At 60.1% G+C, this 21,652-nt stretch carries 17 protein-coding genes; 13 read left to right on the forward strand and 4 right to left on the reverse strand.

Translation table 11 applies throughout. The features are described from left to right. Positions 1 to 198 precede the first annotated feature (198 nt). From AAFN47_RS15785 to AAFN47_RS15805, 5 genes are all read left to right on the forward strand, one after another. Complete coding sequence (locus AAFN47_RS15785) at positions 199 to 2,082, forward strand: hypothetical protein (protein WP_499810208.1); 1,884 nt, start codon at positions 199 to 201, stop codon at positions 2,080 to 2,082. After that, positions 2,066 to 6,388, forward strand: a complete 4,323-nt coding sequence (locus AAFN47_RS15790) for a cytochrome P450 (RefSeq protein ID WP_499810209.1) — start codon at positions 2,066 to 2,068, stop codon at positions 6,386 to 6,388. Before AAFN47_RS15785 ends, AAFN47_RS15790 begins: the two co-directional genes overlap by 17 nt. 78 nt (positions 6,389 to 6,466) lie before the next feature. Then, the gene (locus tag AAFN47_RS15795) at positions 6,467 to 7,726 is read left to right on the forward strand and encodes a glycerate kinase type-2 family protein (protein ID WP_499810328.1); all 1,260 of its coding nucleotides are present in this window, start codon (positions 6,467 to 6,469) and stop codon (positions 7,724 to 7,726) included. A gap of 196 nt (positions 7,727 to 7,922) precedes the next feature. After that, entirely contained in the window at positions 7,923 to 9,215 is a 1,293-nt protein-coding gene (locus tag AAFN47_RS15800; protein WP_499810210.1) for a YlbE family protein, read from the forward strand. A gap of 47 nt (positions 9,216 to 9,262) precedes the next feature. Continuing rightward, a complete protein-coding gene (locus AAFN47_RS15805) occupies positions 9,263 to 10,189 on the forward strand; it encodes an urea transporter (RefSeq protein WP_499810211.1) in 927 nt (308 codons plus the stop codon). 16 nt (positions 10,190 to 10,205) lie between these two features. Here AAFN47_RS15805 and AAFN47_RS15810 read toward each other — a convergent pair whose 3' ends face one another. From AAFN47_RS15810 to kynU, 3 genes are all read right to left on the reverse strand, one after another. Beyond that, positions 10,206 to 11,264 (reverse strand): 3-carboxy-cis,cis-muconate cycloisomerase, encoded by a 1,059-nt coding sequence (locus AAFN47_RS15810; RefSeq protein WP_499810212.1) that lies wholly within the window; start codon positions 11,262 to 11,264, stop codon positions 10,206 to 10,208. Between the two features lie 15 nt (positions 11,265 to 11,279). Then, on the reverse strand, positions 11,280 to 12,092 hold the full coding sequence (gene pcaD / locus AAFN47_RS15815) for a 3-oxoadipate enol-lactonase (protein WP_499810213.1): 813 nt from the start codon (positions 12,090 to 12,092) through the stop codon (positions 11,280 to 11,282). Positions 12,093 to 12,235: 143 nt separating this feature from the next. Next, positions 12,236 to 13,477, reverse strand: coding sequence for a kynureninase (kynU, locus tag AAFN47_RS15820; protein ID WP_499810214.1), 1,242 nt, complete (start codon positions 13,475 to 13,477; stop codon positions 12,236 to 12,238). 146 nt (positions 13,478 to 13,623) lie between these two features. On the opposite strand from kynU, the gene dxr reads away from it, so the two are divergent. Further along, a complete protein-coding gene (dxr, locus tag AAFN47_RS15825) occupies positions 13,624 to 14,820 on the forward strand; it encodes a 1-deoxy-D-xylulose-5-phosphate reductoisomerase (RefSeq protein WP_499810215.1) in 1,197 nt (398 codons plus the stop codon). A 219-nt stretch (positions 14,821 to 15,039) separates the two neighbouring features. Then, positions 15,040 to 15,303: a YMGG-like glycine zipper-containing protein gene (locus AAFN47_RS15830; protein WP_499810216.1), complete on the forward strand. Its 264-nt coding sequence runs from the start codon at positions 15,040 to 15,042 to the stop codon at positions 15,301 to 15,303. A gap of 91 nt (positions 15,304 to 15,394) precedes the next feature. On the opposite strand, the gene AAFN47_RS15835 is transcribed toward AAFN47_RS15830, so the two are convergent. Next, positions 15,395 to 15,793 carry a MarR family winged helix-turn-helix transcriptional regulator gene (locus tag AAFN47_RS15835; protein ID WP_499810329.1) on the reverse strand — a complete coding sequence of 133 codons (399 nt, stop codon included), beginning with the start codon at positions 15,791 to 15,793 and terminating at the stop codon, positions 15,395 to 15,397. Between the two features lie 120 nt (positions 15,794 to 15,913). Between AAFN47_RS15835 and hmgA the strand changes: the two genes are divergently transcribed. The 6 genes from hmgA to AAFN47_RS15865 are packed head-to-tail and all read left to right on the forward strand — an operon-like array spanning position 15,914 to position 21,652. Continuing rightward, positions 15,914 to 17,230: a homogentisate 1,2-dioxygenase gene (hmgA, locus tag AAFN47_RS15840; RefSeq protein WP_499810217.1), complete on the forward strand. Its 1,317-nt coding sequence runs from the start codon at positions 15,914 to 15,916 to the stop codon at positions 17,228 to 17,230. A gap of 1 nt (position 17,231) precedes the next feature. Beyond that, positions 17,232 to 18,251: a fumarylacetoacetate hydrolase family protein gene (locus AAFN47_RS15845; RefSeq protein ID WP_499810218.1), complete on the forward strand. Its 1,020-nt coding sequence runs from the start codon at positions 17,232 to 17,234 to the stop codon at positions 18,249 to 18,251. A gap of 3 nt (positions 18,252 to 18,254) precedes the next feature. Beyond that, complete coding sequence (locus tag AAFN47_RS15850; RefSeq protein WP_499810219.1) at positions 18,255 to 19,205, forward strand: MBL fold metallo-hydrolase; 951 nt, start codon at positions 18,255 to 18,257, stop codon at positions 19,203 to 19,205. Between the two features lie 33 nt (positions 19,206 to 19,238). Beyond that, positions 19,239 to 20,846 carry an FAD-dependent oxidoreductase gene (locus AAFN47_RS15855; RefSeq protein ID WP_499810220.1) on the forward strand — a complete coding sequence of 536 codons (1,608 nt, stop codon included), beginning with the start codon at positions 19,239 to 19,241 and terminating at the stop codon, positions 20,844 to 20,846. 11 nt (positions 20,847 to 20,857) lie between these two features. Further along, positions 20,858 to 21,061 carry a DUF2783 domain-containing protein gene (locus AAFN47_RS15860; protein WP_499810221.1) on the forward strand — a complete coding sequence of 68 codons (204 nt, stop codon included), beginning with the start codon at positions 20,858 to 20,860 and terminating at the stop codon, positions 21,059 to 21,061. Positions 21,062 to 21,109: 48 nt separating this feature from the next. After that, positions 21,110 to 21,652: a VOC family protein gene (locus tag AAFN47_RS15865; protein ID WP_499810222.1), complete on the forward strand. Its 543-nt coding sequence runs from the start codon at positions 21,110 to 21,112 to the stop codon at positions 21,650 to 21,652.

Here is a 21,652-nt window from a genome sequence, read left to right on the forward strand (position 1 = left end):
ATCAATCTTAAGAAGCAATCTTGCAGTTGTTTTGTACTGAATGTTCTTTATTTGTTCTTATTATTTCAGGCAATTTACAAAAAATTTCTTCACATCTATGGTTGTGATGAAAGTCACAGATCTAAAAGCAACCTTCAGTTGATTTTGGCTGTATTGTTTTGATGACGAGATATGCCCTTGCGGGGCGCTAGGCATGGAATGGGGAACAACCAGGTACTTCTGAGAGTAAACCTCCTGGGACCATTGTCGATATCGAGTCTGGACGGCGTCGACTTTACACCGCGGGGCCGCAAGTCGAAGGCTCTTGTTGCGATGCTTGCGGTTGCGCCTGATGGACGGCGCGGCCGGAAATGGCTGCAGGGCCATCTATGGAGCGACCGCCAGGAAAGTCAGGGATCTGCGAGCCTGCGTCAGAGTCTGCGTGAAATCCGCAAGAGCCTCGGAGACTTTCGCGACGTGATTTCGGCGGACTCCACCGTCGTGTCACTCGACCTCTCCCGTGTCAGCCTCGATATTGACGAGCAAACGTTAGGCGCACGTGATCTGACGGCGAAACCCGGTGAAATCCGTGATTTCCTTGAAGGCATGGATATCCGAGACGAGGAATTCTCGAACTGGTTGCAGGACCAGAGATCATATTGGAAGGATTTTTTCGAGCGTTTGCGCCCGCACAGGCGGAACTCCGCGAACAAGTCTGAAGCAACGGCCATCCGCAGACCGGACCTCGCTCGTCTCAAGCTTGAAACCGAACATTTTCCCGGGCCAGGGTCCGACACCTATTCGACTACGCATTTTTCTCCGTTGATGGGCGAACTGCTCGGCAGTCGCAACCAGTCCGGTCGCCACGTGCGTCGGCAGGCGGTCGCAATCGCGCCATTGCTGAACAAGACGGGCGATCCGAAGCTCGAATACGCCGCGGACGGCATCAGCGAGGACCTCCTTGAACGGATGGCGCGCCTGTGCTGGCTACCGGTCATTGCGCGGAGCTCGACATTCGGATTTCGGGCGGAGGATCGCGACCTCATCGCCATCGGCGATCAGGTCGATGCACGTTATGTGGTCGATGGCGATCTGTTTCTTCACGACAACGCGTTTTCGCTTCGCATTCGCCTGACCAACGCCGAATCCGGTCTTGCAATGTGGTCGCAGCGTTTCGAGATCGGACGATCCCATGTGGGCGAGGCGGTCGACGCGATGCTGTCGGAGATCGTCGGCACGATCGATTCGCGCCTCGATGTCGCCGAACAGCGACGTTCAACCGATCCGCGCTGGATCAACGGTGATTTTGACGATCACATCTGGCGCGGGCGCTGGTACATGCACAAGCTTACCCAGCAGGGCGCCATGGTCGCCAAACAGCATTTCGATGCGGCCATGGAAATCATACCGGACGCGCCGGAGGTCCTGATCCAGATGGCGCTCTGGCATCTTTGGCGGATCTGGAACACGCGCGGAAGCTATGACGAGATCGACCATGTCAGGCTCATCGCCGAACGCGCAAAAATGTCCGACAGCACGGACGGCCGCGGTTTCACGCTGGTCGGAATCGCCGAGACGTGGATGGGGCAGCATGACGAGGCCATTCGGTCGTTGCGACGCGCCATCGAACTCAACCCCAGCCTGACGAAGGCGCACCAGCAACTCGGCACGACGCTCTATCTGGCAGGCGATGCGCAATCGGCCGTCGAGCCGCTCGACACCGCAATCAGGCTCAGTCCAAATGACCAGCACCTCTTCATTCAGCTTGGCGAGATGGCGATGGCGCAAATGTTGCGCGGGGATATGAAAAAGGCGATCGACCACGCCAATCACGCTCTGCTGCACCGTCCGAACTACTGGTATGCGCATCTCGTCAGGATCTGCGCCAGCGAGGAACTGGGAGATCCGGACCAGATCGGCCTCGCCGTCAGCGCCTTTGCGACGACCGAGACGCGCCTGACCGAACGCCATTTCGAATGGGTTCCGTTCAGGGACAGGAAATGGATCAGGAAACTCCGCAATACAGCCGAATCGGCCATTGACAGGGCATATATGATTCAAGGCCAGAGCCAGGGTGGGGCGACAAATGGGAAGGCAGACTAAATATTATGACGGTGTCAGCAGCAATGATTTGAACAGGCTTCGCGCCGAAGCCGAATATTTCGATATGTCCGGCCGGATTTCGGGTTATTTTTCTGCCCTGAAACGCAGCGCCCTTGGCAAGGCAATGCCCCTCATTCTGCGCGCCGCGCGCAATTTTCGTCCGGTGTTCAATGTGTCTGGCGCGGCTTTCGTAACCCGCGCCGCCGACGTAAAGGCGATCCTCGAAAACCACGACGTGTTCGAAGTTCCCTTCGGTCCCGAAATGAAGGCGCTCGCCGGGGAAGTCACCTTCGGGCTTGGACTCGATGACGAGGAACATCACCGCCAACGCGAACTGATGCAAAAAATCGCCGAACCCGGTGATATCGACACCATGCTGGAGAATGTGCGGCGCACGACGAAGGGTCTGATTTCGGACAGCAATGGCCGGATCGATCTGATGAAAGGCTACATCACGCCGCTTCTGACGGAAGCATGCCTGACCTATTTCGGACTCGACTGCGACGATCCAGACGCCTTCGCCGAATGGGGCGTCGCGATCAGCGATACGCTGTTCGCCGATCCGGGCGGAACCCGGCTGGAAGACCGCAAACTTGCCTTTGCGGGGGCCAAGCGACTGAACTCCGTGATCGACTGGTCGATTGCTAATATGGAGCGGTCGCCTGATCCCGCGACTTTGTTGGGGCGCATGATCCGCTTGCGGCGTTCGAACGAAACCCTGAGCGACGGAACCGTCCTGTCTGAGTTCATTACGGACGCCCGTATCCGCGCGATCCTCGTCGGCATGGTCAGCGGAACGGTTCCGACGACGACGCTGGCCGCCGGACACGCATTCGAAGCGCTGCTCGGCCAGCGCGGCGGTTTGAAAATGTTGCAGGAGGCCGCCTCGGCGGACAATCGTGACCGCGTCCGGGACATCGTGCTGGAAGCAGCGCGGCTCAAGCCCGCGGGATTTCCGGGGCATTTCCGCTACGTCAATCGCGATTTCACGCTGACCGGCGAGGGGACTACCGGCCACAGTTTCAAGAAGGGCGACACCGTGATGGTGTGCACCATGTCGGCCCTGTCGGACCCGGCGTTCACCGACCACCCCTACGCGTTCAGACCGGGCCGGATCGTCGACCCCGCCTTCATGTTCGGACACGGACATCACGCCTGCCTTGGCCGTCACCTGGCGACCGAGATCATGACCGAAGCCTTTCTGCAGTTGTTCAAGCAGGACAACATCAGGCCGAAATCGCGCTGGCGGATGATGCGGGCCATGGGGCCTTTTCCTTACAGCTATCCGATGCTCTTCGATCCGAAGTCGGCCCCCGACGGACAGTCGATGATGACGATCGCCGTTCCGCTTGAGGCTCAACAGGCGTCAGAAGTAGCGGCTACGCTGCGCGAAGACCTTGGCAATCCGGCGAAGGAAGAAATTCGCCTGGCGCTGGACAAGACCGGCGTCGTCCATACGGCGAGCATGACGGTCGTGGAGCTTCTGTCCGGTGAAGAACGCAAATCGACCCTGTTGATCGAATTGAACGCCGACGGAAATCAGGAGACCATCCTGAAATCCGTGGAGAAATGGGCGGGCGACGCGCTCGCGCCGGTTCTTCGGCTGGCGGGTATGCCGACCGCGGCCAGCCTCTCGACCTGGCTTGCGCCTCTTGTTGTCGATCTCAAGACCCGGCCCTGGGGCATGATGGGGCTCAACTTCAATGGCGTCGGGGAATTCTCGGTTCGGCAGATCGAGGAAGAAAGCCGGCTTTACGCCCTTGCGCAGGACATTATCGAGAACACCGAGCCGAACCCGGCGGAAAACGGCAACCACGCCCAGCAGACGCTTGGCCTCGTGCGCGCCTATCTGCGTCAGGATCACCAGCTTATCGAGGAGGTCGACCGGCTTGAGAAGGACGGAGACGCGGATGCGGCGGCGCGCATATGCGACTGGCTCAAACGCGGAGAGGACATTGCCCATCTGCTGTTTCGCCCGGCTGGGCGCAAGGTGCTGCTGGCCGGGAAGCACGATCGCACGGCGCTGGACGCGCTAAAAGCCTGGCTGCTGTCGCGGAACGCACTGATATCCTACTTTGTTGTGGCGATCGTGCTCGTCCTGCTTTGTCGAACGATCGGTTTTGGGTGGCTTGTGGTAGTGCTTCTCGGCGTTTCGGCGGTCATTCTCGGCGCGGTCCAGATCTTCCTGCACAACGAAGCTCGCGACGTCGTTGATGAATCCAATCCCGACCATGATGCCCTGCGGGCGATCGAAAGCCGCGAAAATGATTCGCGATATCGGCAAAATCACATCACCGCCGTCAACGAACTGAAAAAGGGGTGGCTGCGTAAACTGGCGCTCGCCGGTGGATTCTATGCCATTGCCCTGGAAGTTCGCCACTGGTTCAGGCCCGGCTATGTGGTCGACATCGGCACTATCAGGCACGCCAAGTGGTTCCGGCTTGCTGGCACGGACAATCTGGTCTTTCAGGCGAATTATGACGGAAGCTGGGAGAGCTATCTAGAGGATTTCTCCAACAAGGCCTATCAGGGGCAGAACGCCGTCTGGAGCAATTGCGTTGGCTATCCGCGAACCAGAGGGCTGATGCAGAAAGGCGCCTATGACGGGGATCGGTTCAAAACATGGGTGCGCGGAAAGCAGGTCGAGACGCAGTTCTGGTACTGCCGTTTCGGGGAACTCACAAACGACAATATCCGCATCAACGCGCTGGTTCGCGACGGTCTGGCAAGATCGCGGACAAATTCCGGCGCGCGCGCCTGGCTGAGCTATTTCGGCTCGATGCCTCACCCGGTGACGGCGATCGAAACGGACGAGGTTCAGTCCTTCCTGTTTCACGGTTTCAAGGAGCTCGACTGGTCGAGCTGTCTCGCGCTCCATTTCTGTGACGATCCCGAACAGCGCGCGGCCCTCAAGACATTTGTATCGAGGCTGATCGGGCGACCGCAGGACACCGCCGTCGACTTCCGGGAGTCGCTGATCGCCTTCGGCGATGTCAAGCATCCGGATCGGGCCTGTTCGTTCGCGTTGTCGCACAGCGGGCTGGCGAAACTCGGCGTGCCGGGCCTTGAAGGCCATCAGGGCCTTGCAAGCTTTCCGCAGGCCTATCTTTCCGGCATGGGGCGTCGCGGCCAGATTCTCGGAGACAACGGCCGCAACGGGAACGGCAACTGGCTTTGGGCCGACAGTTGGGACGAGGGCGCTGGCGACAGGATCACCACCGACGCTGTACTCTTCGTCATGGGGCGCACGCGCAAACATCACGAGACGCTGTTGCGAGAAGTCGAGACGTTGCTGGGCGAGGCAATCGACGTCGTTCATCGGGTCGACTGCGCTTTCGTCAAAAAAGGCAAAGCCGGCAAACCAGACAGGTCAATCGAACATTTCGGATTTCGCGACGGAATTTCGCAGCCGGTGATGCGTGGCACGCAACGACATTCGCGAGGCGCAAGCGATGCGAACACCGTCAACCCCGGCGAATTCATCCTCGGATATCAGGACAACAAGGACCTGTTCGCGCCATCGCCGCATCTGCTTGAATACAATGATCCTGCGCAGGAACTGCCTTTACCCGCCGAAATGCTGCCGGAACGCTTCGCCGATTTCTCCGATCGACGCAGCGACAAGCGCGATCTCGGGCGCAACGGGAGCTTTCTCGTCATCCGTCAATTGCAGCAGGACGTGGAGGGTTTTTGGGAGAACGCCCGGGCGAAGGCCGAAAAGGTCGCCGAGGAAAGACCTGATCTGGCAGGCGAAGCCGATGCTGACTGGGTCGCCGCCAAGATTATCGGCCGCTGGAAAAGCGGCGCGCCGCTGGTTCGGGAGCCGAAGCGAACGGACGCCATGTCGGATGAGAATGATTTCCTTTACGGCCGGGATGACGCACAAGGACTGCGCTGTCCGCATGGAGCCCACATCCGTCGCTCCAATCCCCGCGAATCCTTCAATCCAGACTCACAGGCCGCGCTCGACATTGCCAACCGGCACCGGATCCTGCGTCGCGGCCGGCCTTATAGTCGTGATGAGGGCGGTGAGGACGAGGAAAAAGGTCTGCTGTTTTGCTGCTTCAACGCAAATATCGAGCGCCAGTTCGAATTTGTGCAGCAGAGCTGGGTCAATGCGCCGACGTTTCATGGCCTGCGCCGGGAACCCGATCCCCTGATGGATCCGGTCGGAAAGGGCAGTTTCACGATTCCCACATCGAACGGCCCGGTCCAGCTCAACGACATGCAGACCTATGTCACCATGAAAGGGGGCGGATATTTTTTTATGCCGGGCCGCGCAACGCTGCGCTATCTCGGCATTTGATGGCGACGACATTGTCGAAGGCGGAATTTTCTGCAAGATATCAGATGTTTCACAATGTCTTCCGACAAGGTCCGTCGCATGATGTCCGAACGAAATTTCCTTGAGTCGCTGTTCCATGTTGCTGTCGAGGCGGCGCTTCCTGATCGCTGCATAGACGCCTTCCTGCCGGAAAAACCGAAGGGGCGGACGATCGTGATCGGGGCGGGCAAGGGCGCGGCCCAACTGGCCGCAGCCTTCGAGGAACGATGGGACGGACCGATTTCAGGCGCTGTCGTCACGCGGTACGGCTATGCCGCGCCGTGCAAATCCATCGACGTGATCGAGGCGGCGCATCCGGTTCCCGACGAAGCGGGTCTGAAAGGCGCGGCGCGGCTTTTCGAATGCGTCGAGGGGCTGACGGAAGACGATCTGGTCGTCGCGCTGATTTGCGGCGGCGGTTCGGCGTTGCTGCCTTTTCCGCCCGGAGAACTGGCGCTCGGCGACGAGGTCGCGCTGAATCAGGAGCTTCTGAAATCCGGCGCGCCGATTTCCGTCATGAACTGCATCCGCACGCATGTTTCCGGCATCAAGGGCGGTCGGCTGGCTCTTGCGGCGCATCCCGCCAAGGTCGTGTCTCTTCTCGTTTCCGATATTCCGGGCGACATTGCGTCCTTCGTGGCGTCGGGTCCGACAGTCCCTGGCGAAGGAACGCTCGAGGAGGCGCGGGACTATGTCGAAGCGTACGAAATCGATTTGCCGAAAGCCGTTCAGCGTCATCTGTCGAGCGACGCCGCCAGAGCGCCGGCGGCGGACGATCCGCGTTTCGAGGGGAACGAGACGCATATCATCGCATCGGCGCAAATCTCGCTTGAGGCGGCCGCACGGGCGGCGCGCGAACGGGGTTTCGACGCCTTCATTCTGTCGGACGCGATAGAAGGAGAGGCGCGTGAAGTCGCCCATGTGCATTCGGCGATCGCCAAGCAGGTGTGTATGCGAAATCAGCCCTTCTCCAAACCCGTCGTCATCCTGTCGGGGGGCGAAACCAGCGTGTCCCTGAAAAACGAGGGTCGTGGAGGGCGCAACGGAGAATTCTTGTTGTCTTTCGCGCTCGATATCGATGGCGAGGCGTCGATCTATGCGCTGGCGGCCGATACCGACGGTATCGACGGGAGCGAAGATAATGCAGGGGCCTATGCCGACGGCGATACGGTCGCCGCGATTCGCAAGGCAGGCGGCGATCCCGCCTGGCTGCTTCGGCACAATGACTGCTGGGTGGCGTTCGACCTGGCTGGCGCCCTCTTCGTTCCGGGGCCAACCGGCACCAATGTGAATGATTTCCGAGCTATACTTGTAAGATGATCTGCGGTTGATGGAAAATTGTTAAGCAACCAGAAACATAGCGGTTCCATAATGCTTCAATACCGGTAAACTGCCCCAAGACTTGGGTGAATTGCGACTTTTTCATGCAGGAAATCGAGGGGCTGGATATTGTATTTGTTTGATCCGCTGCGCTCCTTTCCCGCAATTGACATATAATAATCTGCGAGGGGAATTGATGACGATCGACATCGATATCAAGCCGACGGTGAGTGAGCTATTACAGAAGTTCAAGGATCCGGCGCTGAGAGTCGCCAACCAGCAGGCCAACGCCGAGACGATCTCGCGCATGAAGCGCTCCAGCCCGGTTGTGGTCGGAGTCGGAAAGGCCAAGGATCACATTCCCGGAATGCGGGAGAACCTCATACTCCATGCCGGACCACCGAACAGCTGGGACAAGGCTTCCGGCGCCATGAAGGGCGCCATCATCGGCGGGATGCTTTTCGAAGGCCTCGCCAAGACCAAGGACGAAGCCGTCGCCATGATGGAAAAGGGCGAAGTGGACCTGGAGCCATGTCACGACCACGACGCGGTCGGGCCGATGGCTGGGATCACCACCTGGTCCATGCCTGTCTACATCATCGAAGATCAGGTCTCCGGTCAAAGGACCTATTCCAATATTAGCGACGACCTCGGCGACTTCATGGGCGCTTCGGTGCGTTTCGGCGTGTATGAGAAGCCGGCTATTGATCACCTCCACTGGGTGGCGGACATGTTCGGTCCGATCCTCAACGACGTGATACAGGATGTGGGCCCGATCGACCTGCTGCCGATCATTGGCAAGGGCCTGCTGCTCGGTGACGACTGTCACGTCGCCATGACCGCGACGACGCCGATGTTCCTGCGGGTCCTGATGCCGGGCCTCATCAAAGCCTGCAAGGATCAGGACACGTTGCTCAAGATCACCGAGTTGATCTACTGCGACGAACTGTTCACGCTGAATCCCATCATGGCGACCTGCAAGGCGATCAGCATTGCTGGCAGCAATGTCGCCCACAGCAGCATCGTCACCGTCATGGCCCGCAACGGAACCGAATTCGGCATCAAGGTGTCGGGACTGGGAGATCGGTGGTTTACGGGACTCGCCGAGATCGGACGGGGTTTCCTTATGCCGGGATTATCGCCGTCCGATATCGGACGGGATATGGGCGACAGCGCCATAACCGAAACCATGGGGCTGGGCGGAACGGCGAGATCGATTGCCGGCGGCTTCAAGGACGCAACCGGTACGACCACGCAGCTCTATGGCGTCACGGAATCGGAAAGCGATTTTTTCCGTATACCCGCCCTTGAAAACCGTGGTTCGCCGATGGGCTTCGACGTTCTGAAGATCATCGAGAAAAAGATTCGTCCCGCGGTGAATTCCGGCCTGGCCAATAGGCAGATGAACCGTCCTGCCGCCGGAGTCGGGTATCTGCACCCGCCCATGGAGGCTTTCATCAGCGCGGCGATCGCGCTTGGCGAAGCCTAAGCATGACACATGAACTTTCCGGTTCTCAATAACCCGGGTAGCGAACCTTGAGACAGCCGGTTGACATGATTTTCCCGCCGATAGAGGCGGGGCCGGTTCCATACTGGCGGTTGCCGTTGCGGAGCTGTTCGCAGCTGTGCTTCCAGACAAACGAACTGACCGGGTTGTTCTTCCTTGCCGCGGTTCTCGTCTCATCTCCCATTTCGGCGGTCTATCTGCTGGCGGCGGCAATCATTGCGCCGGCCGGTCGCTGGGTGATCGGCGACCGGGACCATGCCGAAGACACCGGTCTGCCCGGGCTCAATCCCTCATTGATTGCAGTATCGCTGCCTTCCTTTTACGAGACGGGATGGACGAATTTCGGCATGTGGGGCGTGTTGCTGGCATGCGTGGTGGCTGCGGTCGTTCTGGTCAAACTGTTCCTCTTTATTCTGCCATTTCCTTTTTTCATCCTGCCCTTTCTGATCATCTTCTGGGTTCTGGCGGCCCTCGCTCCGCATGTCGGCGTCCTGCAGCCGCTGACTTTTCCGGCTCTGCCGGTCGCCGATTTCAATCCGGTTCTCGCCGTGCTGATGAGCCTCGGGCAGGCGGTGTATTCTCCGATGATCCTGTCGGGAGTTCTGTTCATAGCCGGCATGCTGGTGAGCAACTGGCGGCACGCCGTGGTCGCCGCGTCCGGCGCCATCGTCGGCGCCATGGTGTCCTATTACTACGGAGACGTGGATCCGGAGAGCGTCAATCAAGGTCTTTACGGCTTCAACGGTGTGCTTGCCGCCGTCGCAGCCTATGTGACCTGCGGGGAGAAGCTGAGGCTGGCCGTGCTGGGCGCCATTCTGGCGACCATGCTGATACCGGCGGTCGGGGATCTCGGCCTGCAGTCGCTGGCCGCGCCATTCCTCATCACCATCTGGTTGATGCTGGCGCTCGGATGGGTCGAAGACAGATGGTTAGGTCCTCCCGAGGAAGACGCGTAACGAAACCATTCCGCTGTTATTCGGCGCCGATTCTTTCGATGCGCCCGATAAGCCCGCCTGCGGTTCGCAGCGACGCGCCGCAGGCAAGCACCATTTGCGGCAGGATTATCCATTCCAGCGCCCATGCCGCGCCGGATCGTTCGTTCTCGTGGATCAGGGCCTGGTGCATGCCGCCAGTCTGGGCCGCGTTGTAGCGGGCGAGCGTGACAAGCAGTTCGGCGGAGACCGGATTCTGCTTGTGCGGCATGGCGGACGATCCGCCTCCGCCGCTGATCGCAATCTCGGAAACCTCGTTCTGCGCCATCAGCGAAATGTCCTGGCCGATCTTGCCAAGCGCGCCGGTTACTTCGCTGAGCCAGCCGGCGAGCGCCGCGAGCCCGCCGCGCTGTGTGTGCCAATTGACGGACGGCGCCAGGTCGAGTTCGACGGCGAGCGCATTGATGATGTCCTGTCCGTTTTCGCCCAACTTGTCGAGTGTGCCGACAGCGCCTCCGAACTGCAGGCGGAGCAGGCGCGGGCGCAGTGCTTCGAGCGCCACGGCTGCGTCCTGCAATGGTCGCGTCCAGTTGCGAATCTTGTCGCCTACGGTGATCGGAAGAGCAGTCTGCATGCGGGTGTGGCCGTTCAACTTGTCCGACCCCCAGACGCCGGCAAGACGGGTCAGGCCAGCCGTCACCTGCGCGATTTCATGCTCGATCTGTTCGAGCGCCGGCTTCAGGCGCAGGATGAGGGACGTGTCGATGACATCCTGGCTTGTCGCGCCGAAATGGAGATGTTGCGCGTGAGGCTCGCCGACGGCTGTGCGCAACTGCCGAACCAGTTCGGGAACGCATACGCCGTCGCGCCGGGTGGCTTCGCTGAGCGCGTCCAGATCGGGCGAGAATGCGTCGGCGGCGGCTTCGATCGCCTGCGCGGCGCCTCGTGGTATGACGCCGGCGTTCTGCTGCACCCTTGCTAGCGCCGTCTCGAAACGCAGCATGGCGTCGATTTCAGCCTGCAGCTCGAAACAGCGGGCGACCTGGCCCGGATCGAACAGCTTGCCGAGGATCGGATCGTTAAAGACTGTGGCGGACATGGCGGAGCCTGGATATCATCCGGCGCTCTCTTCCCTGCGTCTGACCTCGTCCACGAAAGCCTTGATGGCTTCCGCGAGCACGATTGGTTGCTCGATACAGGGCAGGTGGCCGGCATTGGGGATCGGCTGGTACATGGCGCCGGGAATAAGCTTCGCCATCGCGCCCACGAGATCCGGCGGCGTGGAGCCGTCCTCTTCCCCCACGATGCAGATCGTCGGCACGCCGATTTTTTCCGCTTCGGCTGTCAGGTCTGCATCGCGCAAGGCCGCACAGGTTCCCACATAGCCATCTTGCGGCGTGCGGATGAGCATATTTCGGTAGCCGGCAAACTCATCGGTCTGTTCCTCGCGGAATTTTCGGGTGAACCAGCGCTCGAGAATGGCGTCGGAGATCGATGCAACGCCGCCTTTTTCGATCGCTTCAATGCGGCCGTTCCACAGGTCCGCATTGCCGATCTTCGGCGCGGTGTCGCACAGGATCAGGGCTCGCACGAGATCGGGACGCCGGGCGTACAAGCCCTGCGCGATCACGCCGCCGACGGAAAGGCCGCAAATGAAGGCGTTGGTGACGCCGAGCAGATCAAGCAGTCCCTCCAGGTCGCCGACATGATCGTCGATGGAGTAGGGCGACTGGCCGACATCGGACAGACCATGCCCGCGCTTGTCATAGGCGACGATCGCGAATTCGCCCGCCATGCGCATGATTACGTCGCGCCAGATGCGAAAATCCGTTCCGAGACTGTTGGAAAACACAATGACGGGACGCCCCTCCGGCGCTCCTATCAGCTGGAAGTGCATCGTGACGCCATTTATATGGGCAAATTGCATGGATCCCCTTCCCGAAATGCGTGGCGACCGCCAAGGGTCCCTGGCCGCGTCATGCCTCTTCCCCATGAAAGCAGATCAATACGGTAAGGTAAATTGATAATTCTTCGGTCAATCAATAGCAGATCCGCTATCGTTCGCGGACGTCAGGTCACCGCCGACCGGACCTGGAAGCGATCATCCCGCCAGGCATTGCTTTGAAGTATGTCGGAGAGCGTCGCCACAGCGTCGAAGACATCCACAAACCGGATATAGAGCGGGGCAAAGCCGAAGCGCATAATGTCCGGCGCGCGGAAATCGCCGACGACGCCGCGTGAAATCAGCGCCTGCATGACGGCGTAGGCGTTCTCGTGCCGGAAGGAAACCTGGCTGCCGCGCAGGGCTGATTCCCGGGGGCTCGCCAGTTCCAGGCCGAATCCGGCGCATTCCTCCTCGACCAGCGCGATGAAATATTCACAAAGTTCGACCGATTTCGTCCGGATCGCGGCGATATCGACGCGATCCCAGATTGCGAGCGCGGGTTCGAGCGCGGCCATCGAAAGCACCGGCGGCGTTCCGGTGAGAAAGCGATGAATGGTCTCGGCCGGCTCAAAGGACGGGTCGAAGGCGAAAGGCCGGCTGTGGCCGAACCATCCGGACAAGGGTTGTTCGGCGATGGTTTGCAGCCGTGGGGCGACATACACGAATGCCGGGGCTCCGGGGCCGCCATTGAGATATTTGTAGGTGCAGCCAACGGCGAAGTCCGCGTCTGCTCCGGCAAGGTCGACGGGAAGCGCGCCGGTTGAATGGGCTAGGTCCCAGACGACGAGCGCGCCTGCCTCGTGCGCCATCTTTGTTATGTCCGCCATGTCGTGCATGCGCCCGGTACGGTAGTTGACGTGGGTGAGCATGACGACGGCCACGCTGTCGTCGATGGCTTGCTTCACATTTTCAGGCGTGTCGACCAGCCGCAGTTCGTGGCCCTGGCCGGCGAATGCGCTGAGCCCTTCGACCATGTAAAGATCGGTCGGGAAATTGCTGCGCTCGGAGACGATGATCTTGCGTTCGGGATTTAGGCGGATCGCCGCCGCCAGCACCTTGAACAGATTGATCGAAGTGGAATCCGTCACCACAACGTCATTGGCGCCGGCGCCGATCAGTGACGCGATCCTGGCGCCGAGCCGCAACGGCATCTCGTACCAGCCGGCGGTGTTCCAGGAGGCGATGAGGTCATTCGCCCACTCATCGTCGATGCAGGACCGCATGCGTTCCCGCACCGAAACATGCATGGGGCCGAGCGAGTTGCCGTCGAGATAAATCAGCCCCGGCCTCAGAACGAACTCATCACGAAAATCGCCAAGCGGATCAGAGCTGTCACGCTCCTCAGCATTGTTGCGATTGATCTGCATTAGAGCTCGCCTCCGGTCGCCGATTGAATATTTCAAGTATAAAATAAATTCGCAGCCTTATGCAATCCAAACCACCCTTTTCGTTGACCTCGCGCCGCACATCTGATTTCAGAAGTGTTCTGCGATTGAACGCCGTATCTGAAGCAATGACGCGAAAAAACTCCGCCGCCCAACGCCGGGTCTCCATTTTCGGATCGACAGGCTCGATCGGATGCAGCACGCTCGATGTCATTTCGCATCTGGGTGGGCGCGAAAACCTCCCTGTTGTTGCGCTTACCGGCATGGACAACATTCCCCTGCTTGCAAAACAGGCGCGCGCCTATGGCGCGGAACTGGCGGTCACGGCCGATGCATACCGCTATCAGGACTTGAAGAACGCACTCTCAGGGTCCGGCGTGGAAGTGGCGGCGGGCGCTTCGGGGCTGCTCGAGGCGGCGGAACGCGAGGTCGATTGCGTTATGGCAGGCATAGTCGGCATGGCGGGGCTCGCGCCGACGCTGGCTGCGGCTGCGCGGGGCGCGGATATAGCGCTCGCAAACAAGGAATGCCTGGTCGCGGCCGGCGCTCTTTTCAAGGCGCATATCCGGCAAGGCGGCGGACGGCTGCTTCCTGTCGACAGCGAGCACAATGCAATCTTCCAGGTATTCGATCACGCCAACCCGGAAACTATTGAGCGGGTCATTCTGACCGCGTCCGGCGGACCGTTCCGCAACAGGAGCCTGCACGACATGGCCGGCGTGACGCCGGAGCAGGCCAGTTCCCATCCCAACTGGTCGATGGGCATGAAGATATCCATCGACAGCGCTTCCATGTTCAACAAGGCGCTGGAAATGATCGAGGCGATGCATCTGTTTTCGCTGAAGCCGGAACAGATCGAGGTCGTCGTCCACCCTCAGTCGATCATCCATTCGATGGTTGGATATCGGGACGGAACGGTGCTTGCGCAACTCGGCATGCCCGACATGCGCACGGCCATCGGTTATGCGCTCACCTATCCGACGCGTTCCGATCTGCCGGTCGAGCGGTTGGATTTCAGCAGGCTTTCGCGGCTCGATTTCGAGCCGCCGGACGAAATCCGCTTTCCCGCGCTGGGTCTGGCGCGCAAGGCGATGGAGGATGGCGGCGCGGCCGGCGCGGTTCTCAACGGAGCAAAGGAAGTCGCCCTGGAAGGGTTCATCACCGGCAAGATCGGCTTTCTCGACATGGCGGAAATCGTCGACAGCGTCATGGAGAGACTGCCGTCTTCCGATCCCTTGCGCGATATCGAGGACGTCTACGAGGCTGACAAGGCGGCGCGGGAAGCAGCGCGCGGGTTCATCGGAGAAATGGGCCCGATTTCCTGACCGCAAGGCTCTCGATCAGGCTACCGAACCGGCGCCGTTCATCGCCTGTTCAGGTTCAGCGAATTATGCACGGCGCGGTCCAGGACGGGAATTGCGCGGGACGGTCCGTATCGACGATCAGAGCCGGCAAAAATTGTCCCCAAGGTAGTGCAAACACTCGAAAACTATGTATTGTACGGACGGCTCTTCCTCGATGGGAAGTTAAACGGAGGCTTTAGCATGAAGAAATTGTTGGCTCTGGCGCTGGTGGCTGCATTCGTCGCCGGATGTACGCCGACCGAACAGGGCGCGGCTATCGGAGCAGGCACAGGCGCGGCCGTTGGCGCAATCGCGACGGGCACCGTCGGTGGAACGCTCGCAGGCGCAGCCATTGGCGGCGTGGCGGGCGCAGTGATCGGGCGCGTGTCCGAGGGCTCCAACCGGTGTTATTACCGCGACAGATATGGCCGTCGCTATGTCGACTCCTGCCCGCGGGGCTACTGATCGACCGGGCAAGACGCCCTATCGCTATTGAATCCAGAAGCCGGCGACCGAAAGGTCGCCGGTTTTGTTCGTATGGCGCGCAATTCGCGTCCTAGGCCTCCTCGAAAGCCTCAAGCCCGGCATTGAGTTGATCGAACAACTCCGGTCCGAGCGTTTCTCTCAGCCGCCTCTCGAAATCGAGGGCGAGTTGCGCCAGGGCGCGGTAGTTTTTCTGCCCAAGCGCGGTCAGGGTCAGGTGCTCCACCCTTCTGTCTTTGCTGTCGGATTGCCGTTTCAGCCAGCGCCGGCCTTCGAGCGCCTGCACAGCGCGGCTGACTTTGGTTTTGTGCATGGCTGAATGCCGCCCGATATCGGTAGCCGTCAGGCAGCCATATTGCCCAAGCGTCGCAAGGACCCGCCATTCCGGACGCGTCAGTCCGCTGTGCCGCCTATAAATTGCTGCAAAGCGCCGGCTCACTGTTTCAGCGGCGCGGTTCAGCCGGTAGGGCATGAACTGTTCGAGGGAGAGAAGCGGATCGGGCTCGTCTGCCACGGCAATCTCCGTTTGATAGTTACAAAATGGATTGTTACGTTTGCAACAAATATACCAATCACCGTAGTGAGGGAAATCATGCACGCCGCCTATATGCCCGGATTCGGCAATGATTTTGAGACCGAATCCCTGCCCAACGCCCTGCCGCAAGGCCAGAACAGCCCGCAGAAATGCAATTACGGGCTCTACGCCGAACAGCTCTCCGGTTCGCCATTCACCGCGCCGCGTGGCACGAACGAGCGGTCATGGCTCTACCGGATCCGGCCGAGCGTGCGGCATACGAGCCGGTTTTCGTCGGTCGAACTTCCCTACTGGAAAACCGCGCCGCACATGACGGACGGCCACTTGACCATCGGACAGCTCCGGTGGAACCCGGTTCCCATGCCGAATGAAAAGACCACCTTCATCGAAGGCGTGCGCACCATGACGACGGCGGGCGACGTGCATACGCAGGTCGGCATGGCGACCCATGTCTATGTCTGCAACACGCCGATGGTCGACGACTATTTCTTCAACGCAGACGCCGAACTTCTCATTGTTCCGCAGATCGGCGGCCTCCAGGTCTTCACGGAAATGGGCAAGATCGATCTCGAGCCGCTCGAAATCTGCATCATCCCGCGCGGCATGATCTTTCAGGCAAGTCCCGTCGGAGAACAGGCTCGCGGCTACATCTGCGAAAATTACGGCGCCAAGTTCACCCTTCCGGATCGCGGCCCGATCGGCGCAAATTGCCTTGCCAATCCGCGTGACTTCAAGACCCCGGTCGCCGCCTGGGAGGACAAGGAAACCGATTGTCGGGTTCATGTGAAATGGTGCGGTCGCTTCTATGTAACGGAGATCGGTCATTCGCCGCTCGACGTCATCGCCTGGCACGGGAACTACGCGCCCTACAAGTATGATTTGAGAACCTATTCACCGGTGGGCGCAATTCTCTTTGACCATCCAGACCCGTCCATCTTCACGGTTTTGACGGCGCCGAGCGGGGAAGAGGGAACCGCCAACATCGATTTCGTCATCTTCCCGCCGCGCTGGTTGGTGGCTGAACACACCTTCCGTCCGCCCTGGTATCACCGCAACATCATGTCGGAATTCATGGGTCTCATTCAGGGGCAGTACGACGCCAAGGAAGAGGGATTCGTGCCGGGCGGCATGAGCCTGCACAACATGATGCTGCCGCACGGGCCCGACGCAATGGGTTTCGACAAAGCCTCGAATTCCAATCTTGGCCCGACGAAACTGGAAGAGACGATGGCGTTCATGTTCGAGACGCGTTTTCCTCAGCATGTGACACAATACGGCATGGATCTGGATACGTTGCAGGACGACTATATCGACTGCTGGAAAGATCTTGAAAAACACTTCGACGGTACGATCGAAGGCAATTGGGGGAAATAGGATGAAACTCGCCACCTTGCGCGACGGTTCGCGTGACGGACAACTGGTTGTCGTCTCGCGGGATCTGACACAATGCACTGTCGTCAATCATATCGCAGCAACGCTTCAGGACGTGCTTGACGACTGGTCCGCGCTTGCGCCGCGGCTGGCCAGAGCCGCGGAAGCGCTGGAATCCGGCTCGCAGCCGACGCAGCGCTTTCATGAGAGCGAGGCGCTTTCGCCACTGCCGCGCGCCTATCAGTGGGCTGACGGATCGGCCTATGTGAACCACGTCGAACTGGTGCGAAAGGCGCGCAACGCCGAGATGCCGGCCAGCTTCTGGACGGATCCCCTGATGTATCAGGGCGGTTCCGACGCGTTTCTTGCGCCGCGTGACGCCATCCGCATGGAAGACGACGCCTGGGGCATCGATATGGAAGGCGAGGTCGCCGTCATCGTCGACGATACGCCGATGGGCGCGAGCGTTGATGAGGCGCGGGACAGGATCCGGCTGGTCATGCTGGTCAACGACGTGTCTCTGAGAAATCTCATTCCCGCGGAGCTTGGCAAGGGGTTCGGCTTTTTCCAGAGCAAGCCTTCCTCCGCGTTTTCGCCGGTCGCAGTCACGCCGGACGAGCTTGGCGATGCGTGGGATGGCGGAAAGCTACATCGGCCGTTGCTTGTCGACTATAACGACAAACCGTTCGGCCGGGCCGACGCGGGCGTCGACATGACCTTCGATTTCCCGACGCTGATCGCCCACGCAGCAAAATCGCGGCCGCTATCGGCGGGCGCAATCATCGGCTCTGGCACGGTGTCCAACAAGCTCGACGGAGGGCCGGGGCGTTCGATAAGAGAGGGCGGGGCAGGCTTTTCCTGCATCGCCGAGATCAGAATGATCGAGACGATCAATTCGGGCAAACCCACCACCCCCTTCATGTCGTTTGGAGACAAGGTTCGGATCGAGATGAAGGACGGCGCAGGCCACTCCATCTTCGGCGCTATCGAACAGACTGTAGAAAAATACGAGAGGAAATCCTGATCCATGGCCAAGGAATTTGCGTCGCGCGGCGACATGACGGAAAAAGCCGTCACTTTTTCGGAAATCGGCCGCGATCTTTGGGCCTTCACTGCGGAGGGCGACCCCAACACGGGCGTGATCATCGGTGACGACTGCGTCATGATCGTTGACGCGCAGGCTACGCCGCGTCTCGCCAACAAGGTGGTCGAAAAGATCCGCGGAGTGACGGACAAGCCAATCCGCTACGTCGTCCTTTCTCACTACCACGCCGTTCGCGTGCTTGGCGCGTCCGCCTATGGCGCCGACGAGATCATTGCGTCGGACACCTGCCGCGCAATGGTCGCCGAGCGCGGACAGGAAGATTGGGATTCCGAATTCGAGCGCTTTCCGCGTCTGTTTCAGGGGCATGAGAGCATTCCGGGCCTGACATGGCCGACCATGACTTTCGCGACAAAAATGACCGTTTATCTCGGCAACAGGCGCGTCGACCTGATGCATCTGGGCCGCGCGCATACGGCTGGCGACATTGTCGCTTGGGTCCCCGACGAGGGGGTCATGTTCACCGGCGACATCGTCGAATACCATTCCGCATGTTACTGCGGCGACGGACATTTCAGCGACTGGGGCGCGACGCTCGATGCGATCAAGGCTTACCGGCCGGCGGCGATCGCGCCCGGCCGCGGCGACGCGCTCGTCGGCGACGAGATGGTGAATGCGGCGATCGAGAACACCCGCGATTTCGTCGAGAGCACCTATCGGCCGGCTGCAGCCGTTGCAGCCCGCGGGGGGTCGCTGAAGGACGCCTGGGACGCGGTCAGGGCTGAATGCGACCCGAAGTTTGCCGACTACGCAATCTATGAACATTGCCTCCCGTTCAATGTCGCGCGCGCCTATGACGAGGCGCAGGGCATGGATACGCCGCGGATATGGACAGCGGAACGCGACAAGCAGATGTGGGAGTCTCTCCAGGGCTGACAAGGTCCGGGACGGGAAGTCGGGAGGAGTTCCATGAGCAAGATTTTCGAGACGCCGCTCTACGCCTATGAGCGCAGCGCGGACCAGGACGCCGAGAAGCCGGTCAGGCATCCGGTCGTCGTTATCGGCGCGGGCCCCATCGGTCTGGCCGCCGCCATCGATCTGGCGCAAGCCGACGTGCCGGTGGTGGTGCTGGACGAGAACGACCGGGTGAGCTGGGGATCGCGGGCGATCTGCTACGCCAAGCGGCCTCTGGAAATTCTCGACCGGCTTGGCTGCGGAGACGAATTCGTCGACAAGGGCGTGCAGTGGAACCTTGGTAAGGTCTATTTCGACGACCACAAGGTCTATGAATTCGACCTTCTGCCCGAGAAAGGGCACAAGCGGCCCGCCTTCGTCAATCTGCAGCAATATCACTTCGAGGAATATCTGATCCACCGCGTGCGCCAGTTGCAGGCGCAGGGCAATCCGCTGGATCTGCGCGGCGGAAACCGTGTAACCCACATCGAACAGGATGAAACGGGCGCGCGCCTCAATGTCGAGACGTCCGAGGGCTCCTACCGTCTCGAAGCCGATTGGCTGATTGTCTGCGACGGCGCGACCTCGCCGGCAAGAAGCGTTCTCGGTCTCGATTTTGTCGGCCGCGTCTTCGAGGACAATTTCCTGATTGCCGACGTCATAATGGACGCCGACTTCCCCGTCGAACGCCGCTTCTGGTTCGACCCGCCATTCAATCGCGGCCAGTCTGCGCTTCTGCACAAGCAGCCCGACAATGTCTGGCGCATCGATCTTCAGCTTGGCTGGAATATCGATCGCGATGAGGAGAAAAAGCCGGAAAAGGTCATCCCGCGACTCAAGGCCATGCTCGGGGACGACGCGAAATTCGAGCTGGAATGGGTTTCGATCTACACGTTCCAGTGCCGTCGCATGGAAACCTTTCTCCACGACCGGGTGATCTTTGCCGGTGATTCCGCGCACCAGGTCTCGCCTTTCGGCGCCAGAGGCGCCAATTCCGGCATTCAGGACACCGACAATCTCATCTGGAAGCTGAAGCTCGTCATGGACGGCAAGGCCCCGGAAAGCCTTCTGCGCAGCTACGATTACGAGCGCATGCTCGCCGCCGACGAGAACATCCTCAACTCGACGCGCGCGACGGAGTTCATCACGCCGAAATCTGAGATCAGCCGCATCTTCCGCAACGCCGTGCTGGATCTGGCCGAGAAGCATGAGTTCGCCCGCAGTCTCGTCAATTCAGGACGCCTGTCCGTGCCGAGCGTCTATGACGGCTCGCCGCTCAACGGCAATGACGAACCGACGCTCCCGGACCGCGCCAGGCCCGGAGCGCCGGCAAGCGACGCGCCCGTCGGCGGCGCCTGGCTTATCGATCTGCTCGGCAACCGCTTCCAGCTCGTCGGGTTCAATGCCGAGGTTCCGGGATTGATGGAGATCGGCGGGATTCCGGTAGAAGGTCTCACTGTCGACGCGTCTTCCGAGGACGGTTTCATCCGGGATCGATATCTCGGCGACGAGAGCCAGGCTGTGTATCTGTTCCGGCCGGACCAGCACGTTGCGGCCCGATGGCTCTCCTTTGACGAAGCGGCAGTCGGGCAGGCGCTCAGGACCGCCGTCGGAAAGGGCTGAGAGGAAAAGCCATGTTGAATACCAATAAGAACATAGCGAGGCAGGACGACTTCCTGGAAGAACTCCTGGCCGCGCATGAGGGATTATCCAAGTCAGAAAGCGATGCTTTCAACGCCCGCCTGATCCTGCTTCTGGCCAATCATGTCGGCGATCTTGACGTGCTTCGCGAGGCGCTCAAGGCCGCTGCTTATTCCGGTAGCCGCCAGGTGGAATGACCTGAAACGCGTACCGGCGAGGCCGGACACAAGCGAAGGATATTCCGAATGAAAATCGAACAGATTCACCACGTCGCCTATCGTTGCAAGGACGCGAAAGAAACCGTCGACTGGTACACGAAAATGCTTAACATGGACTTCGTGCTGGCGATCGCCGAGGATAATGTCCCGTCCACCCACGAACCCGATCCCTACATGCACATCTTTCTGGACGCAGGAAACGGCAATGTGCTGGCCTTCTTCGAGCTGCCGACCAAACCGCTGATGGGCCGCGACGAGAATACGCCGGCCTGGGTGCAGCACATCGCCTTCAAAGTGAAGGACCGTGACGCCCTGTTGGAGTACAAGGATCATCTGGAAGAGAACGGCGTCGACGTGCTCGGCGTCACCGACCATTCGATTTTCCACTCGATCTATTTCTTTGATCCGAACGGACACCGCGTCGAACTTGCATGCCCGGATCCGGAGGAAGAAGAAATGCTGAAGCGTCTGGACGACGTCAAATGGGATATGCTTGAGGAATGGTCGCGAACGAAAAAGGCGCCGCGCCACGCAGACTGGATGCACGCCAAGGAACTCGCCGACACCTGA

Source organism: Hoeflea sp. CAU 1731 (genome assembly GCF_039888615.1).
In the GTDB taxonomy this organism is placed as follows: Bacteria; Pseudomonadota; Alphaproteobacteria; order Rhizobiales; family Rhizobiaceae; genus Flavimaribacter.

Excerpts from the sequence above, each read along its gene's own strand:
- AAFN47_RS15785 (WP_499810208.1), top strand. The coding sequence starts at position 199 with ATGGGGAACAACCAGGTACTTCTGAGAGTAAACCTCCTGGGACCATTG.
- AAFN47_RS15790 (WP_499810209.1), top strand. The coding sequence starts at position 2,066 with ATGGGAAGGCAGACTAAATATTATGACGGTGTCAGCAGCAATGATTTG.
- AAFN47_RS15795 (WP_499810328.1), top strand. The coding sequence starts at position 6,467 with ATGATGTCCGAACGAAATTTCCTTGAGTCGCTGTTCCATGTTGCTGTC.
- AAFN47_RS15800 (WP_499810210.1), top strand. The coding sequence starts at position 7,923 with ATGACGATCGACATCGATATCAAGCCGACGGTGAGTGAGCTATTACAG.
- AAFN47_RS15810 (WP_499810212.1), bottom strand. The coding sequence starts at position 11,264 with ATGTCCGCCACAGTCTTTAACGATCCGATCCTCGGCAAGCTGTTCGAT.
- pcaD (WP_499810213.1), bottom strand. The coding sequence starts at position 12,092 with ATGCAATTTGCCCATATAAATGGCGTCACGATGCACTTCCAGCTGATA.
- kynU (WP_499810214.1), bottom strand. The coding sequence starts at position 13,477 with ATGCAGATCAATCGCAACAATGCTGAGGAGCGTGACAGCTCTGATCCG.
- dxr (WP_499810215.1), top strand. The coding sequence starts at position 13,624 with ATGACGCGAAAAAACTCCGCCGCCCAACGCCGGGTCTCCATTTTCGGA.
- AAFN47_RS15830 (WP_499810216.1), top strand. The coding sequence starts at position 15,040 with ATGAAGAAATTGTTGGCTCTGGCGCTGGTGGCTGCATTCGTCGCCGGA.
- AAFN47_RS15835 (WP_499810329.1), bottom strand. The coding sequence starts at position 15,793 with ATGCCCTACCGGCTGAACCGCGCCGCTGAAACAGTGAGCCGGCGCTTT.
- hmgA (WP_499810217.1), top strand. The coding sequence starts at position 15,914 with ATGCACGCCGCCTATATGCCCGGATTCGGCAATGATTTTGAGACCGAA.
- AAFN47_RS15845 (WP_499810218.1), top strand. The coding sequence starts at position 17,232 with ATGAAACTCGCCACCTTGCGCGACGGTTCGCGTGACGGACAACTGGTT.
- AAFN47_RS15850 (WP_499810219.1), top strand. The coding sequence starts at position 18,255 with ATGGCCAAGGAATTTGCGTCGCGCGGCGACATGACGGAAAAAGCCGTC.
- AAFN47_RS15855 (WP_499810220.1), top strand. The coding sequence starts at position 19,239 with ATGAGCAAGATTTTCGAGACGCCGCTCTACGCCTATGAGCGCAGCGCG.
- AAFN47_RS15860 (WP_499810221.1), top strand. The coding sequence starts at position 20,858 with ATGTTGAATACCAATAAGAACATAGCGAGGCAGGACGACTTCCTGGAA.
- AAFN47_RS15865 (WP_499810222.1), top strand. The coding sequence starts at position 21,110 with ATGAAAATCGAACAGATTCACCACGTCGCCTATCGTTGCAAGGACGCG.